The 13,766-nt window shown below is 69.2% G+C and carries 17 protein-coding genes and 1 pseudogene; 7 read left to right on the top strand and 11 right to left on the bottom strand.

Annotation, left to right across the window (positions count from 1 at the left end):
• Nucleotides 1–206: 206 nt before the first annotated feature.
• Genes DMH03_RS01870 through DMH03_RS01860 form a run of 3 tightly spaced genes read left to right on the top strand, consistent with a single transcriptional unit; the run spans nt 207 to nt 2,744 of the window.
• Complete coding sequence (locus DMH03_RS01870) at nt 207–1,064, top strand: helix-turn-helix transcriptional regulator (protein ID WP_037335949.1); 858 nt, start codon at nt 207–209, stop codon at nt 1,062–1,064.
• Between the two features lies 1 nt (nt 1,065).
• Nucleotides 1,066–1,881 (top strand): SAM-dependent methyltransferase, encoded by an 816-nt coding sequence (locus DMH03_RS01865; RefSeq protein ID WP_125790277.1) that lies wholly within the window; start codon nt 1,066–1,068, stop codon nt 1,879–1,881.
• A 14-nt stretch (nt 1,882–1,895) separates the two neighbouring features.
• Entirely contained in the window at nt 1,896–2,744 is an 849-nt protein-coding gene (locus tag DMH03_RS01860) for an SAM-dependent methyltransferase (protein WP_125790276.1), read from the top strand.
• A gap of 6 nt (nt 2,745–2,750) precedes the next feature.
• On the opposite strand, the gene DMH03_RS01855 is transcribed toward DMH03_RS01860, so the two are convergent.
• Nucleotides 2,751–3,014, bottom strand: coding sequence for a hypothetical protein (locus DMH03_RS01855; RefSeq protein WP_199748636.1), 264 nt, complete (start codon nt 3,012–3,014; stop codon nt 2,751–2,753).
• Between the two features lie 5 nt (nt 3,015–3,019).
• Nucleotides 3,020–3,292, bottom strand: coding sequence for a hypothetical protein (locus DMH03_RS01850; protein WP_125790274.1), 273 nt, complete (start codon nt 3,290–3,292; stop codon nt 3,020–3,022).
• 350 nt (nt 3,293–3,642) lie between these two features.
• Between DMH03_RS01850 and DMH03_RS01845 the strand changes: the two genes are divergently transcribed.
• Entirely contained in the window at nt 3,643–3,897 is a 255-nt protein-coding gene (locus DMH03_RS01845) for a DUF397 domain-containing protein (RefSeq protein WP_125790273.1), read from the top strand.
• 58 nt (nt 3,898–3,955) lie between these two features.
• Here DMH03_RS01845 and DMH03_RS01840 read toward each other — a convergent pair whose 3' ends face one another.
• The 7 genes from DMH03_RS01840 to DMH03_RS01810 all read right to left on the bottom strand — a co-directional run bounded on the left by DMH03_RS01840 (nt 3,956) and on the right by DMH03_RS01810 (nt 10,380).
• Nucleotides 3,956–4,504, bottom strand: a complete 549-nt coding sequence (locus tag DMH03_RS01840; protein ID WP_125790272.1) for a hypothetical protein — start codon at nt 4,502–4,504, stop codon at nt 3,956–3,958.
• On the bottom strand, nt 4,497–5,630 hold the full coding sequence (locus DMH03_RS01835) for a hypothetical protein (RefSeq protein ID WP_125790271.1): 1,134 nt from the start codon (nt 5,628–5,630) through the stop codon (nt 4,497–4,499). Before DMH03_RS01835 ends, DMH03_RS01840 begins: the two co-directional genes overlap by 8 nt.
• A 20-nt stretch (nt 5,631–5,650) precedes the next feature.
• Nucleotides 5,651–6,058 carry a FixH family protein gene (locus tag DMH03_RS01830; protein ID WP_125790270.1) on the bottom strand — a complete coding sequence of 136 codons (408 nt, stop codon included), beginning with the start codon at nt 6,056–6,058 and terminating at the stop codon, nt 5,651–5,653.
• Complete coding sequence (locus DMH03_RS01825; protein ID WP_125790269.1) at nt 6,055–7,503, bottom strand: hypothetical protein; 1,449 nt, start codon at nt 7,501–7,503, stop codon at nt 6,055–6,057. Before DMH03_RS01825 ends, DMH03_RS01830 begins: the two co-directional genes overlap by 4 nt.
• Nucleotides 7,504–7,601: 98 nt before the next feature.
• On the bottom strand, nt 7,602–8,456 hold the full coding sequence (locus DMH03_RS01820) for an oxygenase MpaB family protein (protein ID WP_125790268.1): 855 nt from the start codon (nt 8,454–8,456) through the stop codon (nt 7,602–7,604).
• The gene (locus DMH03_RS01815; RefSeq protein WP_199748735.1) at nt 8,453–9,001 is read right to left on the bottom strand and encodes a TetR/AcrR family transcriptional regulator; all 549 of its coding nucleotides are present in this window, start codon (nt 8,999–9,001) and stop codon (nt 8,453–8,455) included. The genes DMH03_RS01820 and DMH03_RS01815 overlap by 4 nt, the downstream gene beginning before the upstream one ends.
• Nucleotides 8,998–10,380, bottom strand: a complete 1,383-nt coding sequence (locus DMH03_RS01810) for an amidase (protein WP_125790266.1) — start codon at nt 10,378–10,380, stop codon at nt 8,998–9,000. Before DMH03_RS01810 ends, DMH03_RS01815 begins: the two co-directional genes overlap by 4 nt.
• Before the next feature lie 74 nt (nt 10,381–10,454).
• On the opposite strand from DMH03_RS01810, the gene DMH03_RS01805 reads away from it, so the two are divergent.
• Nucleotides 10,455–11,459, top strand: coding sequence for a D-cysteine desulfhydrase family protein (locus tag DMH03_RS01805; protein WP_125790265.1), 1,005 nt, complete (start codon nt 10,455–10,457; stop codon nt 11,457–11,459).
• A gap of 78 nt (nt 11,460–11,537) precedes the next feature.
• Here DMH03_RS01805 and DMH03_RS01800 read toward each other — a convergent pair.
• A pseudogene (locus DMH03_RS01800) lies at nt 11,538–12,008 on the bottom strand (DUF998 domain-containing protein); the annotation flags it as partial.
• A 134-nt stretch (nt 12,009–12,142) separates the two neighbouring features.
• On the bottom strand, nt 12,143–12,916 hold the full coding sequence (locus DMH03_RS01795; protein ID WP_125790264.1) for a protein phosphatase 2C domain-containing protein: 774 nt from the start codon (nt 12,914–12,916) through the stop codon (nt 12,143–12,145).
• Between the two features lie 63 nt (nt 12,917–12,979).
• On the opposite strand from DMH03_RS01795, the gene DMH03_RS01790 reads away from it, so the two are divergent.
• Nucleotides 12,980–13,189 carry a sigma factor-like helix-turn-helix DNA-binding protein gene (locus tag DMH03_RS01790; protein WP_004559389.1) on the top strand — a complete coding sequence of 70 codons (210 nt, stop codon included), beginning with the start codon at nt 12,980–12,982 and terminating at the stop codon, nt 13,187–13,189.
• A complete protein-coding gene (locus tag DMH03_RS01785; RefSeq protein ID WP_125790263.1) occupies nt 13,189–13,713 on the top strand; it encodes a Clp protease N-terminal domain-containing protein in 525 nt (174 codons plus the stop codon). The genes DMH03_RS01790 and DMH03_RS01785 overlap by 1 nt, the downstream gene beginning before the upstream one ends.
• Nucleotides 13,714–13,766 lie beyond the last annotated feature (53 nt).

Genomic DNA, 13,766 nt, shown 5'->3' with positions numbered 1-13,766 from the left:
CGACGAAGGTGCCCGGAATGTGACGAGATCGCTCCGCCACCAGGGTGACGTACCAGGTGACTGGTGTTTTCGGGCGTTTCCTGGAACGCTGCGCAATGTCATCATCGAACCCCGCAAGGTGAAGTACCCTGGGTGGGTTCGAGTATTCGCGCGCAGGACGGCGGGCAGCCGTGGTCCTGGCTATGTGGTCCGGGAGAGCAAGGCTGATGGCCAGCACCGTCACCTCGCGCCGGAAGCAGCTCGGGAACGAGCTCCGGCATGCCCGCAACGCCGCGCGGATGACACAGCAGCAGGTCGCCGAGGTTCTCGGCTGCACCCAGGGCAAGGTCAACAAGATCGAGTCCGGTGCCGTCGGGGTCAAGCTCGGGGATGTGCGATCCATGCTGAACGCGTTCGGGATCAACGGCGACGAGGCCGACACGTTGATGAACCTGGCCCGCGCCGCGGCCGGGCAGCGCGGCCACTGGTCCGGGTACCGATCCGTGGTGCCGCACTGGTTCCGCACGTTCACCGACCTCGAACCCGCGGCCGCGGAGATCCTCACCTGGCACGGCGAGCGCATCCCCGGCCCGTTGCAGTCCGAGCACTACATGCTCAAGCAGTTCACCGAAGCGGGCGCCACCGACGTCACTTCGCTGGTCCGCAACCGGCTGGACCGCAAGGCCGTCTTCGAACAACAGCAGCCGCCGTACTACCGGTTCATCATCAGCGAAGGCGCCCTGCGCCGCGCTCCCGGCGGCTCCGCCCCGGCGGTGATGCTGGACCAGGTCGAGCATCTGCTGGCGTTGGACAAGCATCCGCGCGTGTACGTGCACGTCCTGCCGTTCGGCGCGCGGCTCGCCGCCGTGCCCAACGACTTCACCATCATGCGGTTCCCTGATCGCACCAGGGATTTCGTCTACATCGAGCATTCGGCGGGCGGGTTGTACCTCGACGACGTCAAGGACTTCAACATCTTCGTCGATTCCTGGGACCGGTTGCGCGGAGCCGCGCTGGAACGCCAGGAGACCCGGCAGTTCCTCAAGGAACTCGCCGAGTTGTACCGGACACAGATGCAAGCCTGAGATGGACCCGCGGTTCGTCCCCGAAGGCGTGGATCTGGAGCGGCCCAACGCCGCCCGGATCTACGACTGGGCGCTCGGCGGGACCGCGAACTGGGCGGTGGACAGGGAATTCGGCGAACAGCTGGTCAAGACCTTCCCGCTCGTGCGGACCGCGGCCAGAGCGAACAGGGCCTTCCTCGGCCGCGCGGTGCGGCATTGTGTCGAGAACGGCGTGACCCAGTTCCTCGACCTCGGTTCCGGCGTGCCGACGGTCGGCAACGTCCACGAGATCGCCGGCGAGGTCGACGGCGACAGCCGGTGCGTGTACGTCGACAACGAACCGGTCGCCGTGGCGCACGCCAGGATCCTGCTGGAGAAAGGCGGCGATCCCGCCAGGCACGCGGTGCTCGCCGGCGACCTGCGCGACGCGGACGACATCTGGGAAAGCGCCTTCGACACCGGCGTGCTCGATCCGGCGAAACCGGTGGCCCTGCTCACCGTCGCGGTCCTGCATTTCGTGCCGGAGCCCGAACTGGCCGCCGTCATCGCGCGGTACCGGAGGCTGCTGCCCGCCGGCTCCTTCTACGTTCTTTCCCATGTCACGATGTCCGGCGTGGAGGGAGCCGAGCTGGAACAGATCCAGCGCGTCGTGAAGCAGTACGAGCAGTCGAGCACTCCCGCGACCTTCCGAGACAAGGAAGAGATCCGCGGTTTCTTCGGGGATTTCGAGCTCGTCGCGCCGGGTCTGGTCCCGGTCGGCGCATGGCGGCTGGACGACCCACGCTCACCTGCGGTTGACTGCGCCATCGGCGGGGTCGCCCGCAAACCCGGTTTCTGACGAGGTGTGACGGTATGACGACGCAACACGACCCCGAAGCTCCCGACGGTGTCGATCTCGAACGGCCCAACGTGGCCAGGGTGTACGACTGGTTCCTCGGCGGTTCGGCCAACTGGGCCATCGACCGCGAGTTCGGCACTCAGGTGCTCAAGCAGTTCCCGGAGGTCAAGACCTTCGCCAGGGTCGGCCGCGACTTCCTCGGCCGCGGCGTGGGATACCTGGCGCGCCAGGGGATCACGCAGTTCCTCGACATCGGTTCCGGCGTGCCCACCGTCGGCAACGTCCACCAGATCGCGAGCGCGATCAACGCCGACTCGCGGGTCGTGTACGTCGACATCGAGCCGGTCGCGGTCGCGCATTCCCAGCTGCTGCTGGAACGCGAGGGGCTGCTCGGACGGCACGCGGTCCTGCAGGGTGACGTACGGGATCCCGCCGACATCTGGAAGCGCGCCCTCGAAACCGGCGTGATCGATCCGCGTCAGCCGATCGGGCTGGTCATGGTCGGCCTGCTGTACTTCCTCGGCCCGGACGAACCCGTCCACGAGATGGTCAAGCGCTACCTCGACTTCCTGCCGTCGGGTTCGTACTTCCTGTCCTCGCATCTGACCGAGGACGGCGTCACGCGCAAGGAAGGCGACAACCGGGAGAACGTCCAGGAGCTGTACAAGAAGACGAGCGCGCCGTTCCATCTGCGGTCCCGCGCGGAGTTCGCCGCCTTCTTCGACGGACTGGAGATGGTGGAGCCGGGTATCGACTGGATGGCCGCCTGGCATCTCGACGAAGCGGCTTCCCGGGCGAGCGACCGGTTCGCGGACGACCCGACGTTCACCGGCGGGCTCGGCGGTTTGGGCCGCAAGCCCTGAGGCGGATCAGGCCCGGCCGGTCAGATGCCCGATCAGGGGTGTCAGCTCGAAATGGCTTTCGAGTGGCCGGCCGGTCCTGATCAGGTCCCGGTGCGCGCCGGGCGAATCGATCTCGGAGTTCCATGGCGGCTGCTTGCGCAACGGGGCCTGGATGAGGCTGAACCCGAACCGCTGACGCAGTTCGAGCCCGATGGTGCGGTGGTGGTGCTTCACCGAAGCCATACGTTCGTCCTCACGGCGGAACAAGAGCGTGGTGAGGCGGACGGCCATGGCGGTCACACCCCCCGGCTCGGCCGCGGCAACCGCGCCTGGTCGGCCGAACCGGCCAGGCCGAGACAACGCTCACAGGGCATCCCCGAACCGACGGGGAGCCATTCCAAGTGGTCGTAAGGCATCGCCGCGCCACAACGGGCGTGCAGGAACTCGGGGTGCGAACCCCTGGAGTGCAAGTCGAAAAGGTGCGCGGAGCGGCGGCTTTCGCCCGCTGTTCCGGCCATGAGCCTGCCGACGGCGAGTACCGTCGCCGGCATGGTGTCCTGAATGATCACGCTGATCCTCCCCCACGAGGTCGGCGGTGGGTGGTCATGCGCCGCGGGGTGGTGCCCCTGCCGGTCACCTGCCGTCGGTGGCCTGCTGGAACGGTGGAACTCCCGTCGAACGCCGCCCGGTGGCGTCTGCCGCCGAAAGCCGTACGTGCTGCGAGCGATTCACCAACAACCGAGCCCCGGCCGCTGCGATTAATCCTACTCCTGGAATAATCTTCATGTCGAGGGTGGGCGGAGTTGATCACCCACTTGGCCGTGCGGGATAGTCCCGTTGAGGCAGGGAGAAGCTGGGGCCGTGACGGTTCGCGCAGGTCGCGACCCGCAGCCCCGACCGACGTTCGGAGGTACGACCAATGGCCGATTATCCATCGGCGGCGGATTACGATCCGACCACGGCCGTGTCGCTGTTCGACGACGCCACGTGGGAGAAATCCTTCGCGAGCGAGCCCAACGGGGGGAACTGTGTCGAGGTCAACCTCGCCCGCGAAGGCCTGGTGGGGGTACGTGACACCAAACTGGCCAACAGTCCTGTCTTCGTCTTCGATTCCGGTGAGTGGAACGCCTTCCTGAAGGCGGTCAAGGCCGGACAGTTCGATTTGAGCCCTTGACGGATGGCTCGCGTGCCCACCTCGACACGCGAGCCATCCGATCTTCGGTCACTTCGAGTCACACCGTCGCGGGGAGCCCGTTCCCGCGCAGCCTGGACTTGGTGCGCCTCCAGGCGATGGCGATCAGGACGGCGAGCACGATCAGCGGGATCAGGCTGATCGACCAGCTCACCGCCATCGGCGGCCCCGGCTGTTCGAGCACCGCGAGATCACGGAGTTCCCCCGAGCCCTTGCCGGCGGGCCCGTCGATCTCGAACCGGAACGTCCACGAGCCCTCCGTCTGCAGGGCCCGGATGTCCAGTCCCCACACCTCCAGTTTCCGCGGATGCTTCGCCAGCGGTTGCGGACGGCTGAGCCGCCCGGTCTCCGGATTGACGAACGCGAGTGTCCCCGACTTCCCGGCGATCCCGTCGTCCGGAATGAACGTGAAGTCCAGCGACTGCATGGCGCGCAACGGCCACGTGCTGAAGCCGACCGTCATCCCGTACGGACCGACCTGCACCCGTTCGGTGTGGACGATGTTCACCGGTTCGTAGGCGTTCGCCGCGGGCGTGGTCGCGAACAGCAACCCGATCGCCGCCGCCAAGGCCAGCAGTGTCTTACGCATGCGCGTTGTCCCCCTTCGCCGGGGCCAGCAGCCTCAGCATCCCGCCGAACCGCCACCCGGCGAACCCGCCGAGCAGCCCGAACACCGTCGCGGCGGCGGCCGTCGCGAACACGATCGGCCACCCGACCGAGTCGGCCCCGTAAACGATCGCGTTCTGGATCGGCATGCTCGCGCCGACCAGGAAACCGCCGATCGCGCCTGCCAGCACGGAAACGCGGCCAGCGGGCCAGCCGCGCCGCGAAAGCAGGTATACCGCTTCGAGTACGGCCGCGATCGGCAGCAACGCCATCGGCATCATCGAAGGCATCGCGGGCACACCGTCGATGTAGTCCCGCATCGGCAGGCCGACGGCGCTCGCGTACGCCTCGGCGGCCCACGGCGAGAACCACCAGGTGATCGCCTGGATGACCGCCAGCGCCGCGGCGACCCGGATCGCGCCGCCGGGCCGCGCCCAGAACCCGGCGGCCGCCGAGACCAGCAGCACCGAAAGCAGGGCGATGCCCACGGAGACGACGTCGAGCCCGTCGACGTCGATCTGCTCCAGCCCCAGCACAGTCACCGTGCTGAACGCGATCAGCACGCCGAGGCTGCCGACCACGCCGACGGTGCCCCAGCGGTGCTCCCGCGCGGCCGCGAACACCATGACCGTGCCGATGATGCTGAGCGTGATCGACAGCAGCAGCCCGATATGCGGCGGTGAGTCGATCACCGCGTCGAAGCCGTACAGGCCGTGCCACCACTGGTCCCACAGGCCGTACAGCAGGAACATCGCCGCGCCGGTCCCGGTCACCAGATAGCCCGCCGGTGCGGCGAAGACCTTGCCGAAGACGTTGATCGCCCGGCCGCCGGCACGGGCGTCGATCGGACGGCCCGCCCGGCGCGCGGCCGTGGTCATCAGCACGACCACGAGGCTCGCGAGCCCGGAGATCGCGCTGCCCGAATACAGGAACAGATGCGGCATCGTGAAGAACGTGTCCGGGCCGACGTCGCCGTGCCACTGGATGTCCCAGGTCAGCCCGACCAGCGAGATCACCGATCCGGCCAGCACCGTGCCCGCCGGTACGAGACCGGTGCGTTCACTTCGTGCCACCGAGGCGACCCTCGCTCCTCCCGCGGTGAGATCCATAACCCCCCGACCTCCCTCTCTTACTTGACCAGCAAAGGAAAAACGTGCTGCGTGGCACCGGACGGCCCGCGCAGTGAAACGGTGATCTCCCATTGCCCCGACATCGGCAGCAGGACGTCGCCGGTGCGGAACCTCCCCGGTGCCTCCGCGATGGCGGGCGACGGGGCGAGCGCGTGACCCATCTGCGGCATCACCGGTTCGAGGGTGACGACGTCCGGTGTGGCACCGGTGACGGTCAGCGCGAAGACATTCCCGCCCTGGTGCGGATCTTCGACCGAAAGCTGCACGGTGTACGGGCCCTGTGTCGAGCGCTGGACCTGCGCGCCGCCGCTGCTCGGCCAGACCAGCCAGGCCACGATCGCCACCACGAGCACCGCGACCACGGAGATCAGCAGGACGGGCTTGCGTCTGTCCACTGTGGAAATCACTGCGGTGCCCCTTCCGCCGGGACCTCGATCTGCATGGGCACGGTCAAGACCGTGTACTCGCGCTCGGCCTGCAACCAGATCCGGTACTTGCCGGGTGCGGCGAAGGTGTAGGTGAACGGGACGTCGGGGCCGTACGCGGCGACGGTCTCGTCCGGCTTTCCCGGCATCCCTGGCGACTGCGGGATCATCGAATGCACGTGGGCCCAGGTCGGCGCGGCAGCGGCAGCCGCGCCGACCCGGCTGTCGTCGGTGATCGGGCCGACGACGATCAGATGGCCGAGCATGCCCAGCCACGGCTGGAGATCCGCACGGGTGAACCGCGCGGTGATCGTGGTCGGCGTACCCGGTCTGACGTCGATGTCGACCGGGTTCCCGTTCACGACCCGCTTCCCGGCGCCGGCGGGGACGGGTTCGGCGGGGGAGTCCGTTCCGGTCGCGACAGCCAGTGTCGAGCGGACCAGTTGCACGCCACCGCCTCGGCGGGCGAGTTCCGCGGCGACGGCGTAGGTTCCGGCCTCGGGCGGGGTGAACTTCACCCGGTAGTCACCGGGGCCGACGCGCACCGGATGCAGATGCCAGAGCCTGCCCGTCGGCGAGATGACGACGAGATGGACCAAGGCGTTGTCGTGCACCAAAAGATCGTCGACGGGGCGGCCGGTCGCGCCGTCGGCGATGGCGAGCCGGAGCTCGGCGAGGGCACCCGACCGCGCGTTCGCGGAACGCACGGCCAGATTGACCGGTGGTCGCGAGAAGTCCACAGTGGACATCTGCGCGTTCGCGTACGGGTCTTGGATGTTGTCGATCGTCGGATCCAGCGCGGCGCCCGGCGCGGGCGGCGGCGGAGTCGACGCGGAGAGCATCGCGCCGGTGATCGCGACCGCGAGCGCGGCGACCATCCCGCCGGCGGGGATCAGCGCGAGCTGCGGCCGGCGCACGCGCATCGCGACGACGAGACCGAGTACCAGGAACACGCCCGCGGCGACGAATCCGCCGAAAGTGGCCTTCTCCCACGGCGGGATGACCCTGGCCGGGACGATGAACGGGATCGACGCGGTGTCCGTCCCGTCGTCGAGGCCGAGCTCCCACGGCCCCGGCTGGTCCACCTGCAGCCGCGCGGAATGCGCGCCGGGCAGGCCGTCCAGTCGCACGGTGGTTTCGGAGAACGTCGTCCCCGCGGTGGACGCGCGCAGTTTCAGCGTTCCCGGCGCGCTTCCGGTGTGCGTGACGACGTCGACGTGCAGCGGCCCGGGCGCGATGTCCATCCGCCGCAGGATGATCGTGAGATCGCGGGTGCCGAGCGTCTGCGCGACCTGGACGTCCGCGCCGCTCGACACGCCGTCCGCCCGCGCGGTGCCGCCCAGCAGCAAGGACGCCAGCGCGCAGAGTACGAGTACGCGGGCGATGACCAACGGCGCCGTGCGCCGCCCCCTCGGTGAATTCCCCATCCCGGCTGAAGTTAGCGACGGCGGCGGGGGAAAGCGTCACGGCGCGGGGTGAACCGGGGTCCCCCGTAAAGGGGATGATGACCCTTACCCCGGTGGGGTCAGCCACCCAGGAAACGATACGCGCGCGGATGCGCCCGGAACCACACGTTGAGCCTGCCGATCCGGCGGACGAGCGAGGACCGCAACGTCACCGGCACCAGCGCGCCCACGGTCCGTACTGCGGCGCGGAACCGGTCGAATCGGCGCTGGTCCCGTGCTGTCCACTGTAGACCGAGACGATCTCGCAGCGCGGGTGGCAGCGTGCCGCGGATGACGAACATCTGTCCTCGATACTGCCACCGTTGCAGCCGCACCCAGCGTTTGTCGGGCAGCCATCGCCATGGTTTCTTCACCGTCCGGATCGTTTCGAACAGCGTCGAAATCGTCTCGTTCGGGCCGAAGCCGTCGATCATGTCCGCGTAATACCGCTCGAATTCCGGCCATGTCGGCGGCAGATCCTGTTCGCGCAGGCCGAGGAGCCGTCCGACGTCGCACATCTGCGCGTAGTATTCGTCCACTTCGGACGGTGTCATCGGGGTGCCGTAGAACCGTTGTGTGTCAACGGGAACCATCACGAGCGTGGCGTGCACCCAGGCGTACGCGCGCGGGTTCAGCGCGCTGTATCGGCGGCCGTCGGCGTCGACACCGGTGAACGACCGGTGCAGTGCCCGCAGCCTGTCCGCCTCGTACTGCGCGCCCTCCGGGCCGCCGTAGATGTAGATGGACAGTGAAGCGGCCGTGCGCATCAGCCGTGTCCACGGATCCTCGACGTAGTCGGAATGATCGCGCACTCCGGCCGCGACGACCGGATGCGCGACCTGCAGCACCAGCACCTGGCCCGCCAGCAACCCGGCCCGGAAGTCGCCGAAGTACTTCCACGCCGCCGTCCCCTTGACGATCGGCGGCCCGGTCATGACGCGCCGCGGATGAGCATCATCAACGACTGCGCCACCGCGACCCCGTCATCACCCGTGGCCAGTCTGCGCAACTGGAGTCCGGCGATCAGCGCGACGACGGGACCGGTCAGCCGCTCCGGGGACGGCACGCCGAGCGTCCGCAGGATCGCCAGCGCCAGCTCGTCGTAGGCGGCGAAGCACCGCGCGGCCGCGTCCTGGAGCCCAGGGTCGCGCGCGGCCTGGAGATACAGCTCGTGCGCGCCGAGTTCGTCGGTGCCGAACGGAAGCTGCGCGATGACCTGCTCGACCACCGACGCGGCCTGCTCGACACTCAGCCCCTGTTCGCGGTAGGCGTCGACGAAGCCGGTCAGCTTCGTGGTCTCTTCTTCGGCGAACAGCAGCATCGCCTCGCGCAGCAACGCGGTCTGGCTGGGGAAGTGGTAGGTCAGCGTGCCGAGCGAGACACCGGCCGCGGTCGCGATCCGGCGGTTGGTCAGCCCGCCGACGCCCTGTTCCCCGACCACCTTGAGCGCGGCGTGGAGAATGGTCTCGCGGGTGTTCACCAAGCGGTCTCGGGTTTGCGGTCCTGCCACCGTTCGACCTCTTCCAGTTGCGCGGCCAGCGAAATCAGCCGTTCCTCGGCGTGCGAGGGGCCGAGCAGCTGCCCGCCGAGCGGCAGGCCTTCGGGGCTCAGCCCGGCGGGGACGTTGACGCCCGGCCAGCCCAGCACGTTCCACGGCCAAGCGTAGGGGCACGCGGCGATCATGGCCTGGTCGGTCTGCCAGCCGCTGAGCTTGTCGAAGGCGCCGATCCGCGGCGGCGGCGTCGCGGTGGTCGGCGTGAGGACGACGTCCACCCGGCCGAACACCGAGCCGATCTGCCGTTGCAGCAACGGTTCCGCGGCGCGGGCGAGGCTCAGCGCCGGCCCGGCCAGCGCCGAGCCCTGCCGGGAGTTGGCGCGGGTGCGCGGGTCGAGCCGCGCCTGATCCGGGACGCGACGGGCCCAGTCACGCACGCCGACGAGCGAACGCGGCAGGAAGGTGAGGCCGATCAGCCGGTAGTCGGGTTCGATCTCGACGATCTCGTGGCCGAGTTCGGCGAACCGCTCCGCGAGCCGGACGACGGCCGCGTGCGCCTGCGGTCCGAGCCGGGTTTTCGTCGCGGTGAAAGGGATCCGCGTGGACAGCCCGATCCGCATCCGGCCCGGTTCGCGGCGGGCGGCCGACTGGAACGCGGTGCCGGTGCCGGCGGCGACGTCGAGCAGCAGGGCCGCGTCGGCGACGGTGCGCGCGAGCGCGCCGACCACGGTCAGGCCGTGGAAGAGTTCGCGTTCGGTCGGGACGCGGCCGCGCTGCGGTTTGATCCCGACCAGATCGGTCCACGCGGCCGGGATCCGGATCGAACCGGCCCCGTCGGAACCCAGCGCGGCGGCGATCACCCCCGACGCGATGGCCGCCGCCGCGCCGCCGGAGGAACCGCCCGGGGTGCGTTCGGTGTCCCACGGATTGCGGGTCGCGCCGAACGCCGGGCCTTCGGTGAACGGCCACTGGCCGAGTTCCGGGGTGTTGGTCTTCCCGATCAGCACCGCGCCCGCCCGGCGAAGCGCGGCGACGGGAGGGGAGTCCGCCGACGCGACGGAGAAGTCGCCTTCGCAGCCGAACGCCGTGGGTAGCCCGGTGACGTCGAGGTCGTCCTTGATCGCGGTGGGGACGCCGAGCAGGGGAGCGGTTTCGCCGGCGGCCAGCCTCCGGTCGGCCTCCTCGGCCTCGCGAAGGGCTTCTTCGGGGCGAAGGCATTTGAAGGCGTTGAGAACCGGCTGACTGGCTTCGGCCTTTTCGAGCGCCAGGCGCGTGAGCTCGACTGATGTCGTGACTCCGGCGGCGAGCATCGAGGCCTGTTCGGCCAGGCCGGTGAACGCGAGGCTCGGTTTCGAGGTGGTCATGGCTCCCCCTGCACGTCTCGTTCGTTCAAACGAACGATACCACCGGGTAAGGTCGATGTGGTTACGTGACTTTCATGAACCTCGATCGCTTCCCCCGCGTCGACCTCGGCGGCTACCCGACGCCGCTGCATCCGGCACCCCGGCTGGGCGAGGCCCTCGGCCTGCCGAACCTGCTGCTCAAACGGGACGACGTGCATCCACTCGGCGTGGGCGGCAACAAACTGCGCAAACTCGAGTTCCTGCTCGGCGCGGCGATCGAGAACGGCGTCGACACGGTGATCACCTTCGGCGCGCTTCAGACCAACCACGGCCGCCAGACCGCCGCGGCCTGCGCGAAGCTGGGATTGCGGTGCGAGCTCGTGCTCACCGCGAAGGTCCCTCGCGACGGCGACGCGTACGAACGGTCCGGCAACGTGTCCCTCGACCACCTCTTCGGCGCGAACGTGCACATCTGCCGCGACGGCGAGGAGACGGGAAGGACCTACGAGCGGCTGATCACCGAGGCCGCGGCCGAGGGCCGCGAGGTGGCCACGTTCCCGGTCGGCGGTTCCGACGGCGTCGGCGCGCTCGGCTACGTGGCGGCCGCGCGGGAGATCGCCGGGCAGCTCGCCGAACTGGACATCACCAAGGCGCGTCTGGTCGCTCCGCACGCCAGCGGCGGGACCGCCGCCGGGCTCATCGTCGGAACGGCGGACCTCGACTGGCTGACGCTGGACATCGCCTGCGTCAGCCATCCGGTCGACGAGGCCCTCGACAACCTGGCGGATCTCACCATCTCGGCGTCGGTACTGCTGGGGACCGAGCCGCCGTCACTCGACGGCCTGCATATCGACGACCGCACGATCGGCCCCGGCTACGGCATCCCGACCGGCGGCACCTGGGACGCGGTGCGGCTTTTCGGTCGCACGGAAGGGATCGCGCTCGATCCCGTGTACACCGGCAAAGTGGGCGCCGCGCTGATCGACTGGGCCGCCGAAGGCCATTTCGCGTCCGACGAGCACGTGGTCTTCCTGCACACGGGCGGTCTGCCCGGCCTCTACGGTTACGCCCCCGAATTCGCCGACGCGGTGCGCCGCTGACGCGACCTTCAGCATCCCGGCGATCAGGACCACGTGCGCCACCAGTGAAACCCGCTGCATGACACCGACCGGCGCGATGTCGGTCAGCGTCTTGAAGAACGGGATGTCGGACAGGCGCACGAAGATGAAGCTGAGCCCGAAGACGATCAGTCCCGCCGCGCTGCCCCACGCCAGGCGGCCGACCAGCTTGGCCGCAGGGGTTCCGCGCAGGTTGTCGCGCAGGGTGAATCCGGCGGCGGGCAGGCTGAGGAACGCGATGAGGCACGCGTACAGGTGGATCTCGCCGCTGACCGGATCCGGGAATTCGGGGTAGCTCGCCGGGAAGATCGCGGCCGCCGCCAGCCCGAGCGACCACAGCACGAACAGCAGTTTCGTGGTGCGGCTGAGCGTGATCCCGGCCGCGGCCAGCGCGCCGAGCGCGGTGAGCGAGCCGATCGACAGGGAGAGCACGCTGGCGCCGAGCATGCCGGTGCCGCGGTCGACGTAGGCGTAACTGGACAACGTGTCGAACACCGGATCGCGTGAGCTGATCAGATGGAGCACGACCATGGTGAACAGTGCCCAGCCGATGGCCACGCCCGACGCGATCAGCCAGGGCTTGGTCCTCGATCTCTCCCCAGGGAACGTCATGCGTTCAGCGTGCTCGCGACGGCGCGGTTTTCCGATCCGGGAAGCCCCCGGTTTTACCCTGGGGCTACCCCGAAGTCGACCACTACCAGTAGCTGGTCATCGTGCCTTTTCGCGCGGGGCCAGCGCTCGCCGTCCGGGTCCTGTTTCTCCGCCGTGCGCACCGCGTCGAGCACGGCGTCCGGACCACGCTGCCTGCTGATGTCGAGCACTTCCGGCCAGTCGAACAGCTCGTACTCGTCGACACCGATCGCGACGCCGTCCGTCGCCAGGAGCAGGGCGTCGACCTCCGATCGCGGCCAGCTGCGGCGTACGGCTTCGGCGGCCGCCTTCGGTTCCGCTTCGGCGACCCAGAAGCCGTCCGGCGCGTTGCGTTTCGCGCGGACGTCGGCGCCTGTGCGGAGCTGGCCGGCTCCGCGCAGCGAGACCAGCCTGTCGTCAGTGAGCGGATCGGGGCCCGAAGGACCGAAGGCGACGATCGGGCTGTCGGCGAGCACCAGTCCGTCGACGGTGTCGTCCGTCCAGCGTGCGATCGCGACCGTGCTCGACGGCGACCGCCCCGGTGCGAGGCCTTCACGACGTGCGACGTCGGCTATCGACTCGGCAAGGAGCACCGCGAGATCCGCCTGGGGTTCCGCGCTCAAAGCCCGCGACAGGCTGTTCACGAGCAGGCTCGCGTACCAGCCGCCGGACGGCACGTCCGGCCGCGGCGCGGTCGCCCCGTCGAGCACCACCACGGCGTTACCGAGTACGGCGACATGGTCTTCGGTCGGGCGCGTCGCTCCGTCCGCGCCTATCCCGTCCCTTTCCGCCACTGAGATCTGGGGCATGTCCCCGACCCTAACTGTCAACCGAAGTTGACATGGGGGGCGATGTCAACGTAGGTTGACGTCATGACCGAAGCGACAGATCTGGCCGCGCGAGCCGGTGACCGCGATCCCCGCGTGGGATTGCGCGCCGTCGCCGCCTTGCGCCGGCTGTTGGAACAACTCGAGGCCGTGCAGGTCCGCAGCGCGCGGGTGCACGGCTGGTCCTGGCAGGAGATCGCGGCCGAGCTGGGGGTCAGCAGGCAAGCGGTGCACAAGAAGTACGGGAGGCACTGATGTTCGAACGCTTCACCACCGAAGCCCGCGACGTCGTCGTCGGAGCCCAGCGCGTCGCGTCGGACGAGGTGTCCGGGAACGTCGACCCGCTGCACCTGCTGACGTCCCTCGCCCGGCACACCGGCGTGCTCACCGCACTCGGCTGTCCGGCGGACGAACTCGCCGACGACCTCCGGCGAGTACGCCGCCGGGGCGGGATGAGCGACGCCGACGTCGAAGCACTGAGCGGCTTCGGCATCGACGTCGAGCACATCGTCGAGCGGGTCGAGCAGACCCACGGCCCCGGCGCGCTGACCGGCGGCCGCCGTACCGGGCGCGGCCATCGGCCGTTCACGCCCGAGGCGAAGAAGGTGCTGGAGAAGAGCCTTCGCGAAGCCATCGACGTCGGCAGCAAGCGCATCGAAGGCGAGCATCTCCTGCTCGCGATGACCGCTGTCCCGGGTCCGGCCGCCGACGTCCTCTCGCAGCGGGGTATCGACTACCTCGCCGTCCGGCGCCTGCTTGAGCAGCGTGAGGCCAGCTGAGCGATCCGCCCTGGGTCACCGGGGTCGCCCGGTGTCCTGAAGGTCACCTTTGA

Source organism: Amycolatopsis sp. WAC 01376 (assembly GCF_003947415.1).
Taxonomy (GTDB): domain Bacteria; phylum Actinomycetota; class Actinomycetes; order Mycobacteriales; family Pseudonocardiaceae; genus Amycolatopsis.
Note: the sequence above shows the minus strand (reverse complement) of the source record. Positions and strands in the feature narration are given on the sequence as shown.